The sequence below is a fragment of the Caulobacter sp. AP07 genome (assembly GCF_000281955.1).
Taxonomy (GTDB): Bacteria; Pseudomonadota; Alphaproteobacteria; order Caulobacterales; family Caulobacteraceae; genus Caulobacter.
The window spans coordinates 16,837-38,403 of the sequence record NZ_AKKF01000167.1; the positions used below are offsets into that span (position 1 = coordinate 16,837).

Below are 21,567 nucleotides of genomic sequence, written 5' to 3' on the forward strand. Positions count from 1 at the left end.
GCCGAGCGGGGGCTTGGCGACGACGGGGCCGCTGTATCGGCGGGGCCGGTCCAGGCCGGGGGCCAAGACGATGAAAGATCTTCGCCAGGGCGCCTTGCGACGCGCCGGCGAAGGTTCTGGAGAGTCGGTGCGAGGCCGGCCCGATCGCGATCGTCGCGAGCGAGCCGGCCAGCACGATCACCCGGCCGGAAGGGCCGCGCCTTCGGCTCGCCCCAGGCCAAGCTGGCGCAGGCGGCGGCGATAGGCCGAGCTGACATTGTCCACCGGCAGATGGATTTCGAGTTTTTCGCTGATCGGCAGATCCTGGATGCGCAGGTGGCTCAGGATGTCGATGTCCTGCTGGTTGATGACGCCCGGTCCGTCGGAGGGGGAGCCAAACACTGGCGGCGCGTCGAAGATGTCACCCGGCTTACCCACCGGTATGACCTGGAAGACGCGACAGGTATGGGCCGTGGTCGGCGAGGCGATATTGACCGATGCGAAGCCCTGACCGCCGTCAGGCCGGCTTTGGAAGTTGATCCCGAACGGCAGCAACAGCTCATAGCTCAAGAAGCATTCGGTCGGCTTCTCGAACGGCACCGTCTCCACGAAGCTGGCGGTGAACAGCAGCGACTGGTCTCGCTCTTCGATGCGGGCCGGCTTGATCTTGCCGTTCGGATCCCCGCCCAGGGTGGTGGCGTGGATCAGCGGCAGGTGGGCCAGGTCGAAGAAGTTTTCGATCTGACGGGCGGCCGACATCGGCCACAAACAGACATTGCCGAACCCCAGCGCACTGATGTCGTAGCCCTCCAGGGCCTCGAAGGTCGGCAGCGGCTCCTGACTGTCGTCGTCCAGGCAAACCCAGATCATGCCGTACTTGATCGCCGTGCGGAACGTCGCCACGCGGTAGCTCGCCGGCAGTTTCGCCGTGCGGCCAAGGGCGGGAACATGGACGCATTGCCCCGTGCCGTCGAACGCCAGGCCATGGAACGGGCAAACGATATTGCCGTCGGTGACCGTTCCGGCGCTCAGACGAATCCAGCGGTGCGGGCACATGTCCAGGGCGGCGGTGACGCCGTCCTGCGCGCGGTAGAGCACCAGATCGACATCGAGGAGTTTGACCGCGAGCGGCGCCTCGGCGAGGTCCTCGGCCTTGGCGACCGGGTGCCAGAACCTCGCCAGGACCGCCCAGTCGCCGGGACGGATCTCCGAAGACGTGGGACGCACGGTCGGCGGGGCGGCGTCGATGGGCAAAAACATGCTCGGTGTCCTTGGAATTGCGCGCCTGATCGAACGGGCGCGTCTCGAATTACGATGTGACGGCGGGGTCGGCAGGCCGCCCGGCGGCCATGAAATTGCCGGACGCCGAGCCGACCAGCTCTTGGCCGGGCGACTGCGTCCACCCCTGCGGATCACCACCCTCACCGACGAGCTTGACCTGGCGGGCCAGAAGCCGGCGCAGCATGGCCACCCCTTCGTCGGTGCTGGCCAGATGCTCGACCGAGTGAAGGGTGATCGGCCCTTGGCTGGTCTGGGCTTCCCAGTCGCCCGGATAGCGTTGGCGCTCTTCGGCGGTGAGGTCGCGCCAGTCCTTGCCGGCCGGCTTGGAGCGGACGCTGTTCAAGTCGGTTCCGATCGGAACCCGCGCGACGTTGAAGACCAGGAAATGCGTCGAGTCGATCGGGACGACGAAGCCGATGCCGTTGGTCGCGCCTTCGGCGAGGCGCGGACTGGGGACGACGCGAATATTGGGCAGCAGGCATTCGGTGACGCGGCGCAGGGTCGTCCCGTCGCCGAGATCGCGCACCTGCTCCGTCCGCACCCCCTGCTCGAAATAGGAGAAGGTCACCTCGGGCTTGACGCCCATTTGCTGGACGAACTGCGTTCCGCTGAACGACTGATGCAGGACGGGGACGTGGAAGGGATCGACTACGTTTTCGAAGTGCTGAAGCCAGTTGCAAGGGGCCACGCCATAACCGCCCGAACCGAGATTGCTGTCGTCGGCCTGGAGTTCCTCGCCCTCGCCCAGGGTCTCGAGCAGCTCGAAGCGGGGCAGCAGGGGCTTCTTCTCCGGCGGCCCCATATAGGCGAAGATCAGGCCATAGCGCTCCTCGACCGGATACCAGGGCTGACGGACCTTGCCACGCACCTTCTGTCCGTTGCCGGGCTCCATGGGCATGTCGAGGCAACGCCCCTCCACATCGAAAAGCCAGCCGTGATAGCAGCAGCGAAGGCCGTCTTCCTCGCCGCGGCCGTAATAGAGGTCCGATCCGCGGTGACAGCAGCGGGCGTGCACCAGGCCCGCGCGGCCTTGGCCGTCGCGGAACAGGATCAGGTCCTCGGCCAGCACCCGCACCTTCTTCGGCGTCGCGGTGGCGTCCGCGGCCAGGCCGACCGGATGCCAGAAGCGCCGCAGATATTCGCCCATGGGCGAGCCGCGCTCGACGAGGGTCAACTCGGGTCGGAAACTCGGCGTCTTGCCGCTGTAGTCGTAGCCATTCATGCGACGTCTCAATGTCTTGACCGAAGAGCGGGCCGCCCGCCGGGGCGAGCGGCCCAAGTCACCTAGAACCTGTAGTTGGCCTGCACGCCCCAGGTCCGCCGCGGCCCGTAGATGGTCGGCGCCACATAGGTCTGGTTGAACGTGAAGACCCGTTGATCGTGATCGGTGATGTTGTCGACATAGGCGGCCAGTTCCCAGGTTCCGGTTTCCGGGCCGTAGGTGATGCGCGCATTGCCGATCGTTCGCGACGGATCTTGGGTCACCGCGACATTGAACGAGTCGAAGGCGTACTTGGAGCGGTAGCTCCAGTCGGTTCTGAGGCCGATGTCGCGGCCATTGCCGACGGGGAAGCTGTAGGACAGGGCGACGTTGCTCGTCCACGACGGGGCATAGGGCAGCGGATTGCCCGACAGGTTGACGGGGAGGCCGGCGACCAGGGTCAGATAGTCGTTGTAGACGGCCTTGTTGTAGCCCACCGAGGTCGACAGGATCAGGCGTTCGGCCAGGGCGGCCTCGACTTCCAGTTCCGCGCCCTTGATCGAGGCCGAAGAGGCGTTGGAAAAGCCCAGGCCGGAAGTGTTCTGATTGGCCGTCTGGATCTGCATGTCCTTGTAGTCGGCCTTGTAGACGTCGCCGTTGACGCGCAGGCGGCCGCCGGCCCATTCGCTCTTGAAGCCGATTTCGCGCGAGGTCACGGTTTCGGGGCTGAGCGAGACATATTCGCTGGCCGAGCCGGCCGGGGCCGGGAAGAACCCACCCGAGCGGAAGCCCGTGCCGATCTTGGCGTAGATCAGCAGGTCGTCGGTGGGCTTGTAGTTGGCCGTCGCGTCCCAGGTCAGCTTGTTCCAGGTGTCCGCGCCGTAGAAGGTTTCGAACGTGTCGCCGAGCAAGGGCTCATACCGCGCCAGGCCGTAGCCCATGTCGAAATAGCGGTCGTCGATCACCCGGCCCGGATTGGCGAAGTTGAACAGCCTCAGCGCTCGGAAGTTGGAAGCCTTCTTGCGCTCGTGGGAATAGCGCAGACCCCCGATCAACGAAAACTGCTTGCTGACGTCGAAGGTCACCGAGCCGAAGGCGGCGCTGGTGCTCGTCGCGGACGTTCCGTCGTTCATCTGCACGTATTGGTCGGGTTGCGGCGAGCGCGTCGACAGCGAGCCCTGGACGGCGCGGATCCGGTCGTATTGGTAGTAGAGACCCAGCACCGCGCGTAGCGGCTTGGTGACGGGCGTCGCCAGCCGCAGCTCCTGGCTGGCCTGGGTCTGGAAGCCGGTTTGATGGGAGTGGAAGAAGTCGCTGCCCAGCCCGTCGTCATTGGTCGCGGCCTTGTAGTGGCCCGACTGGGCGCCGGTGATCGAGGTCAGGACGTAGTCGCCCAGCGACTGCTCGATCTTCAGGGTGGCGCCGTAATTGTCCCATTTCTCATAGGTCGGGACCTCGGAATAGGTTTTCCGGCTGTCGCGGCTGATCGGCGAGGGTTGGCCGCTGGCGTTGCAGCCGAAATAGCCGGCGACGCCGGGATTGGAGCAGGGATCGCCGAAATAGCCTCGGGCGATATAGACGGGCCCATCGCCGTTGCTCTTCAGGGCATAGACCTTGAGGCTGACCTGGGTGTCGTCGGTCGGACGCCAGGCCACGATGACACGGCCGTTATAGCTGGTGTATTCGCCCAGCTTGCTGCCGTCGTAGAGGTTGTCGACATACGAGCCGCGATGGTCGATGCGGCCGCTGGCCCGCACCGCGAGCGTGTCGGAGATCGCCTTGTTGAACATGCCCTCCAGGCTGTAGCGCCGGTAGTCGCCGCCGGCGGCGTCCAGGGTGATGTAGCCTTCGTCCTTGAACTTCGGCGCGGCCGAGAAATAGTTGACCGAGCCGGCCGTGGTGTTCTTGCCAAACAGCGTGCCCTGCGGACCGCGCAGGACCTCGATGCGGTCCAGATCGAAAACCTGCGTGCCCACCCCGAACTGCGAGACCTGGTAGACGTCGTCGAGATAGAGGGCCGCGGGGCTGGAGGCTTCCAGGGCGAACGAGGTGCTGGTCTGCCCGCGGATCGAAACGTGGGTCTGGCCCCCGCCCAGGCCCTGATCGACCATCAGGTTGGGCGCCAGGTTCGACAATTGCCGAGGATCGGTGATCCCGCGGGCGGCCAGCGCCTCGCCGCCGATCGCCGAGACCGCGATCGGAACCTCCTGGACGTTGGTCGAGCGCCGCGTCGCGGTGACGATGACGTCCGGAAGCCAGGTCACATCGTCCTTCTGGCCCGCCGCCGGCGCGGCGGGCTGATCCTGGGCGGCCGCGACCGCCGGACCGGCCGCATGCGCCAGAGCGGCGTGCGAGGTGCAGAGCAGCAAAGCTAAAGCAACAGACTTGGTATGCCTTGAATAGAACATCATATTCCGTCCCCTTATTGTTGATTGTTTTAGCATTCGCCGAAGCTCTACGAAGTATTATTCGGCTGCGATCCGCTCCGAATTCTCGACCAGCATGTGGTCGAGCCACCAGTTGTGGAACTGGTGGAGCGGCTTCTCCATGTGCGACAGGCGTCCCTGCGTGACGAAGCGGGACTGAACGCCGCGACCGACCCCGGTGCAGACGCTGATGTCTTCCAGCAGCACCGGTTCGATAAAGCTGCCGAACAACTTCACATCGTCGAGGATGTCCGGCTTCTGGCTGCTGCCCTTGGGCAGCAGCACGTGCCAGACGAGCTCGTGCTCGTTCTCGTTCTTGATGTTGAAGTCCAGAAAGATCGGCGTGGCCGGATCCGTCAGGGCGTGCATGTAAGGGTAGACGTTGAACACCATCACGCGCCGCAGAAACGCGTCGGGCATGTCGGCGTGAGGCGGCGTGAAGGTCTTGATGTGCTCGCCCTTTTCCTCGGGCAGGAAGAAGGCGCTGTAGGGACCGTTCGCGTCGAGATATTCGGCCAGGGCGGCGGGAAAGCCCTTCTCGGCGGTGTTGGTGTGCACCCAGGGCTGGTGATAGGCCTCGCTGAAGTTTTCCAGCGAGATCTTCCAGTTCCACGGCACGGTGGAGCGCCGCATCTCGAAGGCTTCCATGTCTTCGTAGCGATAGGGCGCGACGAGCGGCTCGAACTCGACCATCTGCTCGGCCAGCGACTGGGCGTCGGCGTCGAAATTGACGAACACGAAGCCGTGCCAGACCTCGTGGCGAAACTCCGGCAACTTGATTTCGCGACGGGCGAAATCCTCGGCCTGGTCCATGAACGGTGCGGCCAGGAGCTGGCCGTCCAGGCCATAGGTCCAGCCGTGATACGGGCAGATGATCCGGTTGCCCTTGCACTGACCCTCGCCGTCGACCAGCGTGGTGTTGCGATGGCGGCAGACGTTGGACATCACCCGGATTTCACCTTCGCGGCCGCGCAGCGCCATGATCGCCTCGCCCGCCAGCTGACGGGAGACGAAGCTGCCCGGCTCACGGATCTGGCTGATGTGGCAGACCGGCAGCCAGGTCCTGGCGAAGATCCGTTCCTTCTCGAGGCGGAAGATTTCCGGATCGCTGTAGACGGTGGCCGGCAGGAGCGAGGCGCGGGACAGGGGCGCGCGGACCGCCGCGATCTGGGCCGCCGTCAGACCGGTGCCGTGGGACTGCGAAACTGAGGACATTTTGGGCTTCCTAACCTGCAGAGCGGGTGTTCTTGATCTGCAGCATGGGCGCCCGGCGCCGATCTCACGATACCCTTGTGAAGCGACAGCCGGGGCCTGGCGGCCCGGGTCAGGCCCGGTCGGCGGGATGTCGCTCGGCGAAGCCGAGCGCGGCGGCGAGCCGTTCGGCGACCCGAATGGCCCGATAGTCCTGCAGGTAGGGCGCGGTCACCTGCAGGCCGATCGGCAGGCCGTCATCGGTGAAGCCGGCCGGGAAAACCACGCCGGGCAGGTTGGCCAGGGCCTGGTGCGCGGCCCAGAACAGCTGATCGCGGCCCATATGGCTTTGGCCGTTGATGGTGATGGTGCGGCCAAAATAGTTCGGGCCGTGCTCGATGGCCGGCAGGCCGATGATCGGCGACAACATGATGTCGTACCGCTCGAAATATTCGGCCCATTTGACCCGGATCTCGCCGCGCAACTGGCTGTCCTGAACGAAGTCGGCGAAGGAGCAGAGGACGCCGCGCGTGCGCTGGACGTCGCTGTCGTTGACGCCCGCCTGATCGTAGGCGTCCAGGGTCTTGCGCAGCGCCTCGCGCTGGTCGGGCGGCGTGCCCGCCCCGGTGATCGCGCCGCCCATCCGGATATAGAGATCATAGGCGGCTTGAACGTCGAAATCGGGCTTGGCGGCCTGTTGCTGGGTCAGGCCGGCGACCTTCAGCGCTTCGAGCGCCCGCTCGAGCACCACGCTGACGGCCCTGTCGACCGGCGCGATCTCATCGTCCATCCAGAGCGCGACCCTGAGCGCGCCCAGGTCGGTGATCGGCGCGTCCGGCAACTCCGGCTTGGAGACCCAGCCAAAGCGCGGCTCGCCCCCGCGCACGATGTCGAACGCCAACCGCAGATCGCGGGCGCTGCGCGCCATGGGTCCGGGCGTGCCGATCTCGTCGACGGTCAGGGAGCCCGGCATGCCGGGGATATGGCCGATGCCGGAGATCGTCCCCCAACTGGGACGCATGCCAAACACGTTGTTGTAGTGGGCGGGGTTGCGGCTGGACCCGCCAAAGTCGCTGCCCAGTTCCAGGCTCGTCAGCCCGGCGGCCAGGGCGACGGCGCTACCGCCCGAAGATCCGCCGGCGATCCGGCTGGGATCCCAGGCGTTGCCGGTCACGCCATGCAACGGGTTGTCGGTCGCCAGGTCGGCGGCGAACACCGGGACGTTGGTCTTGCCGAAGATGATCGCGCCGGCGTCAAGCAGACGCTGGACGGGGGTGGCGTTCTGCGTGGGCCGGTGATCCTTCAGGAACGGCGATCCCGCCGTGCAGGGCATGCCGACCACCTCGAAGGTGTCCTTGATGGTGATCGGCACGCCGTGCAGCGGTCCCCAAAGCTCGCCGCGCGCCAGGGCCGCGTCGGCCTGGGCGGCCCGGGCCCGCGCGCCGGTCTCGTCGAGGGCGACGATGCAGTTGAGGATCGGATTGATGCGGGCGACCCGCTCCAGATAGTGCTCCAGGACCGCGGCGGCCGTGACCTGCCCCGTCCGGATGCGTTCGGCGATCTCGGTCGCGTCCAGCCAATGAAGCGCCTCGTCCATGCTTGGATCTCCCTGAAGAAAATGCGGTCCGCTCCAAGAGCGACCTGGGTGGGCGGGCGATCGTCCGCCGCCTTGGCGGTGACTGTTTCCGAGCCAGGCCTAACAAGCAGTCCCCTTGTAGAGGGACGCGCGCGGCCAGATCGCCGGACGGCGAATCCTTCCGCTCGCGGGTCAGGGGCTCCCGCAGCTTGTCATACTTGGAGGTTACGAGGCCGCTTCGACACCCGTGTTATCGGAGAGCGTTGATCCCGGAGTTCACGATGAGCCTTTCGCCCGCCGCCGTTTCACGCCTGACGCATCTTCGCTGTTTCATCGCTGCGGCGACGGGAACCTGCATCGCCAGCAGCACCTCGTGGATGCAGCCGCTGATCTTTCAGTATCTCGCCAGCGACAAGCACCTGCACGAGGCCACAGCCGGCTTGATGCTGACCGTCGAGATGGGCGCGATGGCGACGGGCGCCATGCTGGCGGCGCGCTTCGTGCCCCGCGTTCTGGCCCAAAGGTCGGCGATCATCGGTCTCGTCCTGGCCGCGGTCGGCTCCCTGGCGACCATCTACGCCGATCAGATCTGGTTGCTTTTCGTGTCGCGACTTCTGGTGGGCCTGGGCTTTGGCTCCACCGTGATGATCTCCAACATCGTTGCCGCCAATTTCAAGGATCCCGACAAGGCTCTGGCGCAGTTTGGCGTCATGAACCTGGTCTTCGGCGGGATCCTGGTCGGGCTCTACCCGCTCGTGGGCCACCTGATCCCCGCCGCGACGCCCTTCACCATGATCTTCGGCGTGATCCTGGTCTTGGGGCCGGTGCTGCTGATCCTGCCGCCGATGGCCAGCTTCGACAGGGCCGCGGAGATGAGCGTGCCTCACGCCCACGAGACCACGCGCCGCGCGGCCAAGTTCAACACCCTGTTGCTGATCCTCGTGACCGCGATCGTGGTCCTGGCCAGCGGTGCGGTCTGGGGTCTGTACGCGGTGATCGGCGAGCAGATCGGCATGGCGCCGGCCGTGGTCAACGCGGCGATTTCCTTCGCGATCTTCTCGTCCATCGTGGGCGTGGCCGCGCCGGCCCTGTTTGGCAACCGCTTCGGCCGTTCGGCGCCGTTCACCCTGGCCATGGTCGCGATCGCCGGGGCCATCTACGTCCTGACCTCCCATCCCAGCGAACTGATGTTTCGGGTCGCCGTCTGCATCAACATCAGTGCGATCTATTTCATGATGCCCTATCTGAGCGGCGCGGCGATCGTTTTGGACGGCGGTGGAAAGGCGGCGGGCTATGTCAGCAGCGCCTTCTTCTACGCCACCGCGCTGGGGCCGTTCGTCGGCGGCCTGGCCTTGTCGACGGTCGGTCTGGGGATCATCGGCGAGATCATGGTGGTGCTGACCATGCTGGTGATCGGGATCTTCATCTATGTGGACCGCTCGACCAAAATCCATCTTGCGCAGCCCTTGCCGGCCGAGTAGCGCCGGCCTTCGATCTCGGCGGCTGCCAGCGGATGCGAAGCACGATAAGGCGGACACATGCCTGTTTCCCTGCTCCTCGCCGCCGCGATCATCGCTTGCAACGCGCCCAAGGTTCATGACGGCGACACGCTGCGCTGCGGGTCTGAAAGTGTTCGGCTGTTCGGCGTCGACGCCCCGGAAGTCCGCCGCGGCGCGACGCCGGCCGAACCCCTGGCCTATGAGGCGCGTGACGAACTCGTGCGCCTGACGCGAGGACGGGCCGGCTACCGCTTCGTCGACAGGGACCGCTACGGCCGGTTCGTGGGTCGATGCTGGTCGGACGCGTCGCCTGACCTGAACGCGGCGCTGATCCGATCGGGCTACGCCACCGAGTATCGCCGCTACAGCAAAGGCCTGTATTCGGCAGCGGAGGCGAAGGCCCGCGCCGAGGGCCGGGGTGCGTGGGCCGCCCCCCAGCCCGTTCAGCCGAAACAACCCGTCACGCCCTGACCCACGAATTCGTGAGGGCGACGGCCGCCGACCAATCCGGACCCAAGGCGTTATCGACCGCGAGACTGGACGAGGACGGGAGACCCAGCATGATCGAGCGGACCTTCGAGCCCGGAGAACAGGTGCTGCGCACGGGCGCGGACCTGCCCCATCTCGGCGTTTTCAACGGCCAGGTTTACGAGGTCGAGGACTTCGCACGCCACCATGCCGAGGGTCTCTATGTCCGGGGCGTGCCCGAGGGTCTGGACCCGGCCAGTTTCCAGCCGCTCGAAATCTAGCGCTCGCGATCTGGACGGCAACGGCCGACGGATTTCGTTTTGAGAACCTGATCTACGAATATGATGCGGGAAAGATCCGCTGGGTCTGGTCCGTCATCGACCAGGCCGCGATGGATCTCAGCTTGCGCGTCGGGAGGGCTGAGCCGTTACGGCACCGCCAACACCATCGTCCTGGGAGCCACCGCCACACCGCCGTCCGGGCTGGACTGGAGGCCAGGGCGCGAGCGTCAACCTCGCCCCGCGCCTGCGATGAAGCTGGCCATCACCAAGCGGCGCAGGCTTGAAGGATCGGCGCTGCTCTCTTGGCTCAGCGTCCCGGCCGCCATCAGCAGAGCATCGTAGGTTCGCAGCAGCCAGTCGGCTCCAAGATCGTCCCGAAAGGCTCCGGTCGCCTGGCCACGACGGAAAAAGCCGATCATGCGTGCGCGATAGTCGTCCATGACCGGGTCGGCGGGCGGCATCTGTCCCGGACGAGGCCGCGGCGCGCCCTCCTCGATCCAGAAACTGTAGAGCGCCGCGTCCTCCAGGAAATCGAGGGTCAGGGCGGCCAGAACCTGTTGTGGATCGCCATCGGCCAGGCCCGCCGCGTCGAGCGCGCGCGCGGTGGCCAGATGGGCTTCCTGGCGCAGCAAGTCCAACAAGGCCTCGCGCGAGGCGGCTACCCGATAGAGGGTCCTGCGGCTGATGCCGGCGTGCGGGGCTAGGTCCTGATAGGTCGCGCCGGGATGGTCGACCAGGGCCCGGGCCAAACCACGGATCAATTCTGTTCGCTTTCGCGTCACGCCATTCCCGCCTTGCGGCCTCGCTCGCCGCGAGAGCTATCGGTTCGCCCCGCGACTGTCACTGGCCCGTTGAATATGGCACATAAATGTGCCATTTTAAGGTTCACCTTTTCACCTTCAATGGATCGGAAGCCATCCATGTCCGCCGCCTCGCGTCCCGAAACCTTCACCAACCTGTCCCGAGACGCCTACGTCTCCGAAGCGGTCTACGAGGAGGAGCTTCGAAAGGTCCTGGGTCGCCAATGGCTGCTGGCCGGTCACAGCTCGTCGCTGAAGGCCAGCGGCGACTACTATGTCCGTCAGGTCGGGCCCGAGAGCCTCATCCTGACGCGCGACGGCGAAGGCCGGGTGCGCGCCTATTTCAACGTCTGCCGCCACCGCGGGTCGCGGTTGCTCGAAGACGGCGACTGCGGCCGCGCCCAGGGTTTCGTTTGTCCCTACCACAGGTGGACCTACGACCTGGCCGGACGGCTGCGCACCGTTCCCGGCGCCAAGGACGGCTCGCCGTTCAGCTACGCCGACTATCCGCTGCATGAAGCGCGCTGCGACACCTTTCACGGCTGGATCTATGTCTGGCTCGGCGAGGACGAGCCCCCCGCCCTGGCCGACGTGCTGGGCCCGGCCAGCGACGAGGCCGCTCTGAAGACGGTCGGCTCCGAGCGGCTGAAACTGGCCCACCAGGAGACCTATGTGATCGCGGCCAACTGGAAGACGATGCTGGAGAACAACGCCGAGTGCTATCACTGCGGACACGGGGGCCACCCGTCCCTGGCGATCGCGTGCGATTTCCAAGGGTTCTTTTCCGACACGCCCTCGGACCAGGCCTTCCCGTTGCGAGACGGCATGGCGACCTTCTCCATGACCGGGCGTCGGGTCTGTCAAAAGCCCTTGGGAACCGCGCCGCCCGACGGTTTCAGCACCGGCTTCTTGCTGATGCCGATGTTCTGCGGTCCGGTCTATTTCGCCGATCACGCCGTGTCGCTCGAACTCACGCCGCTGAGCGCGACCCAGAGCCAGCTGATCTGCGAATGGTACGTCCACGAGGACGCGGTCGAGGGCGTCGACTACGAGGTGCCCGCGCTGATCGAGGTCTTCCACGTGACCAATCTGGAGGATGGCGTCTTCGCCGAGCGCAACGCGCGCGGCGTCAGTTCGCGGCGGTTCACGCCGGGGCCGCACCTGGCTCACCGCGAGGCTGGGGTTGGCGGGGCGCTGGGCCTCTACAAGACGATGATGGCCGCCGACTAGGACGGCGATGGCCGGCGCTCGCCGCGGTCCAGGCCGGGGCGAGCGCTTGTCGCTTGGCCGCCGCGCGAGCGGCCCCGGGGCCGGGCAGGGACGAAGGGCGCGATCGCGGCAAAAAAAGAGGGCCGCCCACGAGAGGCGGCCCAAGAGTTTGCCGAGAAAGCGGTTGCCTAGTCTTCCGGCGCGATCGTCACGCGCAGGCCTTCCAGGGCTTGGCTGAAACGCAGCTGGCACGATAGCCGCGACCGCTCCTGGCGGTGATCGGAGCTGTCGAGGAGGTCGTTCTCGTCCTCGCTCAGGGGCGGCAGCGAGCCCGCGGAGTCCGGATCGACATAGACGTGGCAGGTCGCGCACGAACAGCACCCCCCGCACAAGGCCAGAAGCTCGTCAAAGCCGCTGTCGCGAATGACCTCCATCACCGAGACGCCTTCGGCGCCTTCGACAACGCTTTCGACGCCCTCCCGGGTGGTCACGATCAGTTTGGGCATACGCAATGGGTCCTGTGGTCTAGCGGCCGGCGTGTTGGCCGGCGGCGTTGTCATCGAGTTTGGCGCGCTTTTCTCGGGTCCAGGCGTCGAGGTCCGTGCGCGCCCGGAGCGCGGCCTTGTCCATGTGGTCCTGATCGACCAGCCAGGTGGTCAGTTCGACCCGCAAGCCATTGGGGTCGAACATGTAGATCGACTCGATGATGTGGTGGTCGGTGATGCCCAGGACCTCGACGCCCGCGGCCTCGAGACGGGCCTTGGCCGCCAGAAGGTGGCTGCGGTCGGGCACCTGCAGCGCGATATGATTGACCCAGGCCGGGGTGTTGGGCGAGGGCTCGGCCGCGATGTCGTCGCCCAGATCGAAGAAGGCGACGAACGAGCCGTCGGCCATCTTGAAGAAGATGTGGGTGTAGGGGCAGTACTCGCCCGTCGAGGGGACATGATCGGCCCGGATGACATGGGCCAGCGGCAGGCCCAGCAGATCCTCGTAGAAGGCCCGAGTCTCCTCGGCGTCGCGACAACGCCAGGCGAAATGGTTGAGGCGCTCGATCTTAAGGTCCATCGTGATCGTCCCTACAATGAAGCCGCGAAGGCGGCGAACTCGTCGGACAGTTGATCAACCAGGTCGGGTTGACCGCTCAGATAGTGGTTGCCGCCCTTCAGCGCGAAGCTGCGCACCCGGCCTTGCGCCGCGGCGAGCCATTCGTCGCGATCGCTGGGGAAGGTCGAGGCATCGGCGGTGTGCTCGGCGTGGATGACCGGCACCGAGGTCTGCGCCAAGCGAGCCGGTCCGTCGCCGCGGCTGCACCGCGCCCATTGGCTGAGGAAAGCCGTCAGGGAGGTGTAGCGCCCCATGCTGTTGGCCGCGAAGTTCTGCTGTCGGGGCGGGCCCCAGAGCGTCACGCCGGGCGGGCGGTCGTTGGGGTCGAGCAAGGGGTCCAGGCAACGCGGATCGGCCAGGGTGCGATGGACGACGAACGCCATGTCCGTGGGGCCGTCGGGCAGGCTGCGCAGTTGGCGCAGCTTGCTGCGGGTCCACGCCTCGAGGCGATCGAGCCGCTCGTGCTGAGCGGCGCGATATCGCGCCAGGAACGCGGCCGAATAGCCCGGTCCGTTCCGCGGGTTGAACATGTCTAGCTCGGGATCCGTCGAGAGCGGATCGTGTTCGTCGATCAGCGACGGGTCGATCCACTGCGCCATCAGGCGCGATCGGCCAAGATGGGCGGCGCTCAAGGCGATCCCCTGCGCCGGCGGCAGGTCCGCCGGCGTCAGATCGATCGGGTCGCCGGCGCAGGTCTCGGTGATGTCCAGACGTTCGGCCTGGCTCTGGTACAGCGTCACCAACGCCGCGCCCCCGCTGCTGCCGATCAGCAACACGCGCTCATAGCCCTGCTCGTGCAGCCAGCGCACGCCCGCGCCGAGGTCCTGGATGGCGCGCTCGAGGATGAGCGCCACGTCGCTGCCCATGTAGCGCGTGTTCAGTCCCAGGGTGGCGACCCCGCGCCGAGCCAGGGGCTCCAGCAGGTAGTGGTGCATGAAGTTCGAGGTCGGATGAATGACGATGGCCGCCACCTTGCCCGGCGCGCGATGGAAGGCGCCCCAGATTCTGGGCCTGATGAGCTGAAGTCCGGACTGGCTCTCGTGAGCCGAGCCGGCTGCCACATCGATGAGGACGGCTTCCATTGAAGGTTCCGATTACGAACGCAATGGAACCTTCCTTGCCCCAGCTCCTCCCGCGTCCCTATCCCCTTGGAGGGTGATGGGCGCCGCGACCGCCGCGCGCCTGAGACGGCCTGAGACGGATCGTCTCACCCCGGCCGCAGCCGGGGCGCGAGTAACGCTCCAAAGCTCGGTTCGCCCAAGCTTTGATCATCCGGGATGGGGATTTGCGGTCCTGAGCGCACGCCCCGCCCGCCGCTTGACACCCCCCCCGCCGGGACTAGCATGCGTGAAAAATATATGCGCCGCTTGAGTACGGCGTGTGACGAAAGCGGGGAAACGTTGCGTATTCACGGCACCAGTGAGTTGGATCGACTGGGCGACCTGACGGCCTCGATCGGGTCCGAAAACTTCGCCATGACCTATTACGACGTGTTTCGCGATCTGCTGAACATCGAGGAATGCACGGTCTTTTCGTTCCAGCGCTCCAACAAGCCCAAGCCCCTGATCGCCGAAGGCCGCAACGAGCGCCCCTATTCGACGCGTCAGCTGGCTCAGGACTATGTCTCTGGCGGCTATCTCGAAGACCCCAACGTGATATCCCGACATGTGTCGAGCAACGGCGCCTATGTCATCCAGAGCGAAGAGATCAAGAACGAGCTTTTTCGTCGTCACTATTACGAGTTTCCGGCCATCGCGCAGGAGATGGTGATGAAGGGCGACGCCGGCGGCACGCTCTATTACGCCAGCTTCTACCGCAAGGCCGACGCCCGGCAATTTGATCTGCAGGAAATGCAGACCATCAACGCCCTGTCGGGCTTCATCACCAAGGCGCTGCATCGCCACAGCGAGCTTTTCTCGCCCTGCAACGGCGATGGCTTCAGTCTGGCCACGCACGGCGCGACCTCCGCGGAGGTTCGCGACCGCACCCTGGAGCACCTGTCCAACGTCCTGTTCAACGGGCCCCATCGCCTCAGCAAGCGCGAGGCCGAGATCTGCGCCGGCATCGTGCTGGGCTATTCCACCCTGGCCATCAGCCTCAATTGCGCGATCTCCCCCAACACCGTGGCCACGCACCGCAAGCGCGCCTACGCCAAGATGGGCATTTCCAGCCAGAACGAGCTTTTCACACGCTATTTCTCCAGCGTGCGCGAGTTTCAGTCCCGCCTGGCCCACTGAGGCCGAGCGGGCGCGACGCGCTTTTCGAACCGCCAAGACGGGTCACCTTGTAAGAGCATCGACCGTCCCCGGACGGGTCTCGATAGTCTGGCCATGACTGGTCGGGATTAGCGCATGGCCCACTCCAATGACGGCGAACTGCGCCAGGGCGCCCTGGGACCCTTGGCGATCGCCTTTTTCGTCGTCTCGGCTGCCGGGCCCCTCGTCGCCATGGCCGGCGGCATTCCGATCGCGATGATGTTTGGCAACGGCCCGGGCATACCGGCGCTGTTCGTCGCCGCGACCCTGGTCCTGCTGGCCTTTTCGGCCGGCTATACGGCCATGGCGCGCGACGTGCGCAACGCCGGCGCCTTCTACGCCTTCACCGCCTTTGGCCTGGGCCGGGCCGCCGGGGGCGCGGCGGGCCTGATCGCCCTGCTGAGCTACAACGCCATCCAGATCGGCCTCTACGGCCTGTTTGGGGCCGCGGCCCAGGGCCTCATCGAACCGGTGACCCACATCCACCTGCCCTGGTGGACCTATGCCGGGCTGGCGATGGTCTCGATCGGCCTGCTGGGCTACCGGCAGGTGGACCTTTCGGCCAAGGTTCTGGGGCTGCTGGTGGCCGGCGAATATCTGGTGGTTCTGGCGCTGGACCTGGCGATCACCCACGCGGGCGGCGATGCGGGGCTGAACCTGCGGGCGTTCGAGCCGGGAATCGTGGCGGGCGGGTCGCCCGCCACGGGCTTGATGCTGTGCTTCGCCGCCTTCGTCGGCTTCGAAGCCACGACGATCTACGGCGAGGAAGCCCGTGATCCGCAGCGCACCATCCCCCTGGCGACCTACGCCTCGGTTCTGCTGATCGGCGTCTTCTATGCGTTCTCGACCTGGGCCATCGTCAATGGCGCGGGCGTCGATAGGCTGATGCCGATGCTGACCCAGGCGAGCGATCCCACCAGCCTGCTATTTACCCTGGCCGAGCGCTATTCGGGCCAACCGCTGGTCCTGGCCATGCGCGTTCTCTATGTCACCAGCGCCTATGCGAGCCTGCTGGCCTTTCACAACGCCATCGCCCGCTACTTCTTCGCCATGGGGCGCGGGCGTCTGCTGCCCAAGGTCCTGGCCCGGACCCACGAGCGGTTCGCCAGCCCGCATATCGGCTCCATGACCCAGACGGGCCTGGCGGCCGGGGCCTTGATCCTGCTGGCCGCCAGCCGCGCCGATCCGATCCTCGTGGTCTTCACCCTGCCCTCGGCGGTCGCCACTCTGGGCATCGTCGTCCTGATGGCGCTCAGTTCGGCCGCCGCCGTCCGTCACCTCGCCGCCAAGCGTCCTCACATGCGGCTCACCATCGTGTTGAGCGCGCTGGCCTTCATCGCCTTCGCGGGCATCGCCGGCTTGGCCACGGTTCACTTCGACGTTCTGGCCGGATCGTCCAGCAAGGCGATCTATGTCCTGCCCCTGCTGATCCTGGCGGTCGGCGCGGCGGGGGCCGTCCTTGGGCAGAAGCGCGCCCTGAAGCTGGTCGAAGCGCCGGCGCTCCAGCCCTAGGATCGCTTTGGCCGATCGCCAGGCCGTCGTCCAGGTTCGGCCGTTCGGCGGCTTGATCCGCGATGACCCTGACGCCTGGGTGAGCGTCACTCCGCAGGGGTACAGCGCCAGGGGCGCGGGCTTGGCAAGGTTTGTCGCGGTTCGCCGCCCAGCGTGATCGCGGTGATCCGCATACCTGCGCCAAACCCGAGGGGATGACCTTGTCCGCACCGATCCTACCCCTGCCCGCGCCGCGGCAGACGCCCTATGGCCTGCTTCGCGGGGCGGCGTTCGTCGGCGATCAGGACCTGCCCGCCCAGAGCGAGGTGGTGATCATCGGCGGCGGAATCCTGGGGGCCGCCACGGCCTACTACCTGGCCCTGCGGAAGATCCCCGTCGTGCTCTGCGAGAAGGCCGAGATCGCCTGCGAGTCGTCCAGCCGCGCCTTTGGCTGGATCACCGAGATGGAGCTTCAGGCCTCGATCGCGCCGATCCTGAACCAGAGCAAGGCGCTGTGGGCGGGCCTGCAGTCGGAAATCGGGGAAACCGGCTACCGGCAACACGGCATCCTGCACCTGGCCGACACCGAAGAAGACCTGGCCCTGCACCAGGCGTGGCTGGACGGCGCGCGCGACTTCGCCGGGGCCGGCACGCGCATGCTCACCAGCCAGGAGGTCGCCGAACGCCTTCCGACCGCCAGCCGCCGGTTCGCCGGCGGCCTGTTGTCGCCGACCGACGGCAGCATCGAGCCGATCATCGCCACCGCCAAGGTCGCCGAGGCCGCGCGCCGGGCCGGCGCGCGCATCGTGACCGACTGCGCCGTGCGCGGTCTGGACCTGGCCGCCGGCCGCGTGACGGGCGTTTTCACCGAGAAGGGCTACATCAAGACCTCGACCGTGCTTTGCGCGGCCAACAGCTGGTCGCGGCTGTTCTGCGGCAATCTCGGCGTCGACGTTCCCCAGCTCTATGTGATCATGTCCATGGGCCGCACCAGCGTGACGCCGGGGCCGATCGGATCGGGCGGGCAGCACCTGTGGGCCTGGCGTAGCCAGATCGACGGGGGCTATTCCCTGGGTGGGGTGACGGGCGTGCGCGCTCCGGCGACGCGAGACGGCGTCAAGCTTTACAAGCGCTTCGCGCCGCTGATGAAGATGATGGGCGGGGCGAAGTTCGATTTCGGCCGCGACGCCTGGAACGATCTTCGCCTGGCGCGTCGCTGGGATCCGCGCAAGACCTCGCCGTTCGAGATGCTGCGCGTGCTTTCGGGCGTCACCGCGCCGGTGGCCCAAGGGTCCTTGGCCGACAACGCCAAGGTCTTCCCGGAAATGGCCGCCGCCACCGTCGCCGAGACCTGGTCGGGCCCGTTGACCTTGACGCCGGACGGCGCGCCGATCCTGGGCCCGGTGGACCAGATCCCCGGCTTCCACATCGCCACGGGCTGCGCCATGGGCCTGAGCTGGGGACCGGCGATCGGCAAGGCGATGGCGGCGGACATGACCGGCGAGACCGCGGACTTCGATCTCAAGGACTTCCGGCTGGGCCGGTTTTCGGACGCCGCCGCATCGACCAAGGACGGCTAGGCGCGGCGCCTTCGGCGCGGTCCCGCGACGCCGAAGGCCTCGAACCGCGTCTGGGCCTAGGCGGCGGCCGACAGCCTGACGGGCGCGGACTTGTAGGCCGGGGTGCCGCTGCGTTCGTCGCGATCGTCCAGCCCCACCAGGGCGTTGGTCTCCGGATAATAGGCCGCCACGCAGCCGCGCGGCAGGTCCATCGCCACGGCGACCATGCCGCGGACCGCTCGCTGCCCGCTCGGCGCGAACGCGGCGACCAGATCGATGAGGTCGCCGGCCTTCAGGCCGCGCGCCGCCAAGTCCGCCGGATTGACGAAGACCACGTCGCGCCGGCCGAACACGCCGCGATAGCGGTCGTCATTGCCGTAGATGGTGGTGTTGTACTGGTCGTGACTGCGCAAGGTGGTCAGGAGCAGGACGTCGCCCTGGCCGCGGCGCGGATCGGCGGCGGGCGCCAGCGGCAGGAAATGGGCCTTGCCGCTGGCCGTCTTCCAAACCCGCTCGGACGGGCCGACCGGCAGGCGAAAGCCGCCCGGTACGCGGATCCTGTCATTGTAGCCGGAAAAGAGCTCGGGCAGCACCGCTTCGATCAGCGCGCGGATGCGGTCGTAGTCGGCCACCAGGTCTTCCCAAGGCACCGGGTCGTCCGGCCCGAAGACGGCGCGCGCCATGCCGGCCACGATCGCCGGCTCCGACAACAGGGTGTCGGCGGCCGGGGTGTTGAGGCCTCGCGAGGCATGGACCATCGACATGGAGTCCTCGACGGTCACCGCCTGGCGCCCGCCGGCCTGAAGATCGATCTCGGTGCGGCCCAGGCAGGGCAGCAGCAGGCTGGCGCGCCCCTGCAGCAGATGGGTGCGATTGAGCTTGGTGGCGACATGGACGCTCAGCTCGAGTCGTCGCATGGCCGCGCAGGTCCGGCCCGGATCGGGCGCGGCGATGGCGAAATTGCCGCCCAGGCCGATGAACACCTTGGCCCGTCCCTGCTCCATCGCCTCGATGGCTTCGACGACCGTATGGCCGTGACGCCGCGGCGAGACGATGCCGAACACGCGGTCCATCGCCGCCAGGAACGCCTCGGTGGGCTTTTCCCAGACCCCGACGGTCCGATCGCCCTGCACGTTCGAATGGCCTCTGAGCGGACAGATCCCCGCGCCCGGCCGGCCGATATTGCCGCGCAGCAGCAGCAGGTTGGCCAACTGATGGATCGACGAGGAGGCGTTGCGGTGCTGGGTCAGGCCCATGCCATAACAGAGGATGGCGGCCTTGGACCGCGCATAGATCGTGGCGATCTCCTCGATGCGGGCGCGCTCGAGCCCGCATCTCTGCTCGATCGCCGGCCATTCCAGACCCGCCAGATGGGCAGCCAGCGCCTCCAGGCCCAGGGTGTGCTCGGCGATGAAGCCATGGTCGAGCACGGGCTCGGCCCCGGATCGGCGCGCTTCCTCGTCCCGGGTCACCAGGCATTTCATGACGCCCTCGACCAGGGCCGCGTCGCCGCCGATCGCGACCTGGTAGTAGTGCGAGGCGATCGGCGTGGCGGTCAGGGTCGCCATCTCCTTGGGATCCTGGGGCGAGGCGAAGCGCTCCAGCGCCCGTTCCCGCAGGGGATTGAACACCAGGATCGCCGCGCCGCGCCGGGCGGCCTCGCGCAGGGTCGCCATCATCCTGGGATGGTTGGTCCCGGGATTGTGGCCAAAGCACAGGATCAGGTCGGCGTGGTCGAAATCCTCCAGGGTGACCGACCCCTTGCCCAATCCGATGGAGTCGGGCAGCGCCACGCTGGTCGGCTCGTGGCACATGTTGGAGCAATCGGGGAAGTTGTTGGTCCCGAACTTGCGGCCCAGCAGCTGGTAGAGAAAGGCCGCCTCGTTGGACGCCCGGCCCGAGGCGTAGAACTCGGCCTGGTCGGGGCTCTCCAGAGCGCGCAGCGCGCCGCCGATCTGATCGAAGGCGTCGGCCCACGAAATCGGCAGATAGCGGTCGCTGGCGTGATCATAGGCCATGGGATGGGTCAGGCGCCCGACGTCCTCCAGGTCGTGATCGTTCCAGCTCAGCAGTTCGGTGACGCTATGACGGGCGAAGAAGTCCGGTCTCGCGCGCTTGCTGGTGGCCTCCCACGCCACGGCCTTGGCGCCGTTCTCGCAAAATTCGAACGAGGCGGTGTGCTTGGGATCGGGCCAGGCGCAGCCGGGACAGTCAAAGCCGTCGGGCTTGTTGGCGTGCAGAAGACTGCGTCCGCCTTCGACGACGGCCTTCTGGTCGGCCAGGGCTCGTCCCACCGCCTTGAGCGCGCCCCAGCCGCCGGCGGGACCATGATAGGGCCGAACCCCTTCTATGGTGTCATCGGACATGTCAGAGCTCCGTGCAGAGGGCGGCGGCCGGATCGAACCGTTCGGCGCCGCTGAAAACCGTGTGGCCATCGGCCCGGGCCAGGGCCACCAAGGTGACGCCGGCGGCTTGCGCCTTGCTGATGGCCAGATCCGTGGGCGCCGAGATGGCGACGATCATCGGGCAGTCGAGACGAGCGACCTTCTCGACCATCTCGAACGAGCAGCGGCTGGTGACGACGATGAAGCCCAGGCTCGGGTCAATCGCCGCCCTCATCAGCGCGCCGCCAAGCTTATCCAGGGCGTTGTGGCGGCCGACGTCTTCGCGCACCGGCCCCAGGGCCCCGTCGGCGAAGGCGAACGCCGCCGCATGGGTCGCACGGGTCAGGGCGCCCAAGGGCTGTCGGCGCTCCAAGGCTTCCAGCGCGCGTTGGATCGCCTGATGGGTGAAGACCTGGCCCGCTGTGACGAAGGGCAGCGGCCGGATGGCGTCGGCTAGGCGCTGCACGCCGCAAAGACCGCAACTGGAGCGCCCTTCGAGCCCCCGCGGCCGCGCCTTGGTCCGCGGGGCGGCCGCATGCAGACGGATATCGACCATCAGGCCGTCCGGATGGACAGAGATCTCGGCGCCGGCGATGGCCCCATAGGACGCCACGCCCTCGGTGATGGTGAACCCGATCGCCAGGTCCTCGACATCGGCCGGCGAGGCCATCAGCACCGTGTGAGGGCGACGGTCGAACGACAGGGCGATCGCCGTTTCTTGGGGCGTGGCCCGATCAATGGTCGCCGGCGACCCGGCGACCCGCCACAACTGGCCCGAACGACGTGTCGACAGATCCTGGTGCACGAGGACGCGTTTCCCTTCTGGACCGCGGGGCGGTCCGCCTTATGGCCCCGGCCGCCGC

General features: G+C 66.9%; 18 protein-coding genes. 7 read left to right on the top strand and 11 right to left on the bottom strand.

Translation table 11 applies throughout. The annotated features are described in order from the left end of the window. Positions 1-177: 177 nt before the first annotated feature. The 5 genes from PMI01_RS14410 to PMI01_RS14430 all read right to left on the bottom strand — a co-directional run bounded on the left by PMI01_RS14410 (position 178) and on the right by PMI01_RS14430 (position 7,675). Complete coding sequence (locus tag PMI01_RS14410) at positions 178-1,239, bottom strand: Rieske 2Fe-2S domain-containing protein (protein WP_007669974.1); 1,062 nt, start codon at positions 1,237-1,239, stop codon at positions 178-180. A 49-nt stretch (positions 1,240-1,288) separates the two neighbouring features. After that, positions 1,289-2,482: an aromatic ring-hydroxylating dioxygenase subunit alpha gene (locus PMI01_RS14415; RefSeq protein WP_007669977.1), complete on the bottom strand. Its 1,194-nt coding sequence runs from the start codon at positions 2,480-2,482 to the stop codon at positions 1,289-1,291. 62 nt (positions 2,483-2,544) lie between these two features. Continuing rightward, the gene (locus PMI01_RS14420; RefSeq protein WP_035036284.1) at positions 2,545-4,830 is read right to left on the bottom strand and encodes a TonB-dependent receptor; all 2,286 of its coding nucleotides are present in this window, start codon (positions 4,828-4,830) and stop codon (positions 2,545-2,547) included. A 96-nt stretch (positions 4,831-4,926) separates the two neighbouring features. Further along, complete coding sequence (locus PMI01_RS14425) at positions 4,927-6,102, bottom strand: aromatic ring-hydroxylating oxygenase subunit alpha (RefSeq protein WP_007669982.1); 1,176 nt, start codon at positions 6,100-6,102, stop codon at positions 4,927-4,929. 109 nt (positions 6,103-6,211) lie between these two features. Further along, positions 6,212-7,675, bottom strand: coding sequence for an amidase (locus tag PMI01_RS14430; RefSeq protein WP_007669984.1), 1,464 nt, complete (start codon positions 7,673-7,675; stop codon positions 6,212-6,214). A gap of 260 nt (positions 7,676-7,935) precedes the next feature. Between PMI01_RS14430 and PMI01_RS14435 the strand changes: the two genes are divergently transcribed. From PMI01_RS14435 to PMI01_RS14445, 3 genes are all read left to right on the top strand, one after another. After that, the gene (locus PMI01_RS14435; RefSeq protein ID WP_007669990.1) at positions 7,936-9,135 is read left to right on the top strand and encodes an MFS transporter; all 1,200 of its coding nucleotides are present in this window, start codon (positions 7,936-7,938) and stop codon (positions 9,133-9,135) included. 57 nt (positions 9,136-9,192) lie between these two features. Beyond that, positions 9,193-9,624, top strand: coding sequence for a thermonuclease family protein (locus PMI01_RS14440; protein ID WP_007669992.1), 432 nt, complete (start codon positions 9,193-9,195; stop codon positions 9,622-9,624). A gap of 89 nt (positions 9,625-9,713) precedes the next feature. Then, positions 9,714-9,902 carry a hypothetical protein gene (locus PMI01_RS14445; RefSeq protein ID WP_007669993.1) on the top strand — a complete coding sequence of 63 codons (189 nt, stop codon included), beginning with the start codon at positions 9,714-9,716 and terminating at the stop codon, positions 9,900-9,902. Between the two features lie 227 nt (positions 9,903-10,129). Here PMI01_RS14445 and PMI01_RS26090 read toward each other — a convergent pair whose 3' ends face one another. Next, positions 10,130-10,651, bottom strand: coding sequence for a TetR/AcrR family transcriptional regulator (locus PMI01_RS26090; RefSeq protein ID WP_051989966.1), 522 nt, complete (start codon positions 10,649-10,651; stop codon positions 10,130-10,132). Between the two features lie 171 nt (positions 10,652-10,822). On the opposite strand from PMI01_RS26090, the gene PMI01_RS14455 reads away from it, so the two are divergent. Next, positions 10,823-11,932, top strand: coding sequence for an aromatic ring-hydroxylating oxygenase subunit alpha (locus PMI01_RS14455; protein ID WP_007669999.1), 1,110 nt, complete (start codon positions 10,823-10,825; stop codon positions 11,930-11,932). Positions 11,933-12,099: 167 nt separating this feature from the next. Here PMI01_RS14455 and PMI01_RS14460 read toward each other — a convergent pair whose 3' ends face one another. Genes PMI01_RS14460 through PMI01_RS14470 form a run of 3 tightly spaced genes read right to left on the bottom strand, consistent with a single transcriptional unit; the run spans position 12,100 to position 14,097 of the window. Then, on the bottom strand, positions 12,100-12,417 hold the full coding sequence (locus tag PMI01_RS14460; protein WP_007670002.1) for a 2Fe-2S iron-sulfur cluster-binding protein: 318 nt from the start codon (positions 12,415-12,417) through the stop codon (positions 12,100-12,102). Positions 12,418-12,436: 19 nt separating this feature from the next. Next, positions 12,437-12,976, bottom strand: coding sequence for a VOC family protein (locus PMI01_RS14465; RefSeq protein ID WP_007670004.1), 540 nt, complete (start codon positions 12,974-12,976; stop codon positions 12,437-12,439). Positions 12,977-12,987: 11 nt separating this feature from the next. Next, a complete protein-coding gene (locus tag PMI01_RS14470) occupies positions 12,988-14,097 on the bottom strand; it encodes an alpha/beta hydrolase family protein (protein WP_007670007.1) in 1,110 nt (369 codons plus the stop codon). A 318-nt stretch (positions 14,098-14,415) separates the two neighbouring features. Here PMI01_RS14470 and PMI01_RS14475 point away from each other — a divergent pair, with 318 nt between their 5' ends. The 3 genes from PMI01_RS14475 to PMI01_RS14485 all read left to right on the top strand — a co-directional run bounded on the left by PMI01_RS14475 (position 14,416) and on the right by PMI01_RS14485 (position 18,341). Continuing rightward, positions 14,416-15,252 carry a helix-turn-helix transcriptional regulator gene (locus PMI01_RS14475; RefSeq protein WP_157223782.1) on the top strand — a complete coding sequence of 279 codons (837 nt, stop codon included), beginning with the start codon at positions 14,416-14,418 and terminating at the stop codon, positions 15,250-15,252. A gap of 114 nt (positions 15,253-15,366) precedes the next feature. Further along, complete coding sequence (locus PMI01_RS14480) at positions 15,367-16,782, top strand: APC family permease (protein WP_007670009.1); 1,416 nt, start codon at positions 15,367-15,369, stop codon at positions 16,780-16,782. Between the two features lie 200 nt (positions 16,783-16,982). Then, a complete protein-coding gene (locus PMI01_RS14485) occupies positions 16,983-18,341 on the top strand; it encodes an NAD(P)/FAD-dependent oxidoreductase (RefSeq protein WP_007670010.1) in 1,359 nt (452 codons plus the stop codon). Between the two features lie 56 nt (positions 18,342-18,397). Here the strand turns inward: PMI01_RS14485 and PMI01_RS14490 are convergent, their stop codons facing one another. Continuing rightward, entirely contained in the window at positions 18,398-20,686 is a 2,289-nt protein-coding gene (locus PMI01_RS14490; RefSeq protein WP_007670011.1) for an FdhF/YdeP family oxidoreductase, read from the bottom strand. Between the two features lies 1 nt (position 20,687). Further along, positions 20,688-21,509: a formate dehydrogenase accessory sulfurtransferase FdhD gene (gene fdhD, locus PMI01_RS14495; protein ID WP_007670012.1), complete on the bottom strand. Its 822-nt coding sequence runs from the start codon at positions 21,507-21,509 to the stop codon at positions 20,688-20,690. Between the last annotated feature and the right edge of the window lie 58 nt (positions 21,510-21,567).

Coding starts and splice junctions, on each gene's coding strand:
- PMI01_RS14470 (WP_007670007.1), bottom strand. CDS start 14,097: ATGGAAGCCGTCCTCATCGATGTGGCAGCCGGCTCGGCTCACGAGAGC.
- PMI01_RS14465 (WP_007670004.1), bottom strand. CDS start 12,976: ATGGACCTTAAGATCGAGCGCCTCAACCATTTCGCCTGGCGTTGTCGC.
- PMI01_RS14435 (WP_007669990.1), top strand. CDS start 7,936: ATGAGCCTTTCGCCCGCCGCCGTTTCACGCCTGACGCATCTTCGCTGT.
- PMI01_RS14415 (WP_007669977.1), bottom strand. CDS start 2,482: ATGAATGGCTACGACTACAGCGGCAAGACGCCGAGTTTCCGACCCGAG.
- PMI01_RS14425 (WP_007669982.1), bottom strand. CDS start 6,102: ATGTCCTCAGTTTCGCAGTCCCACGGCACCGGTCTGACGGCGGCCCAG.
- PMI01_RS14430 (WP_007669984.1), bottom strand. CDS start 7,675: ATGGACGAGGCGCTTCATTGGCTGGACGCGACCGAGATCGCCGAACGC.
- PMI01_RS14410 (WP_007669974.1), bottom strand. CDS start 1,239: ATGTTTTTGCCCATCGACGCCGCCCCGCCGACCGTGCGTCCCACGTCT.
- PMI01_RS14455 (WP_007669999.1), top strand. CDS start 10,823: ATGTCCGCCGCCTCGCGTCCCGAAACCTTCACCAACCTGTCCCGAGAC.
- PMI01_RS14445 (WP_007669993.1), top strand. CDS start 9,714: ATGATCGAGCGGACCTTCGAGCCCGGAGAACAGGTGCTGCGCACGGGC.
- PMI01_RS14490 (WP_007670011.1), bottom strand. CDS start 20,686: ATGTCCGATGACACCATAGAAGGGGTTCGGCCCTATCATGGTCCCGCC.
- PMI01_RS14460 (WP_007670002.1), bottom strand. CDS start 12,417: ATGCCCAAACTGATCGTGACCACCCGGGAGGGCGTCGAAAGCGTTGTC.
- PMI01_RS14440 (WP_007669992.1), top strand. CDS start 9,193: ATGCCTGTTTCCCTGCTCCTCGCCGCCGCGATCATCGCTTGCAACGCG.
- PMI01_RS14480 (WP_007670009.1), top strand. CDS start 15,367: ATGGCCCACTCCAATGACGGCGAACTGCGCCAGGGCGCCCTGGGACCC.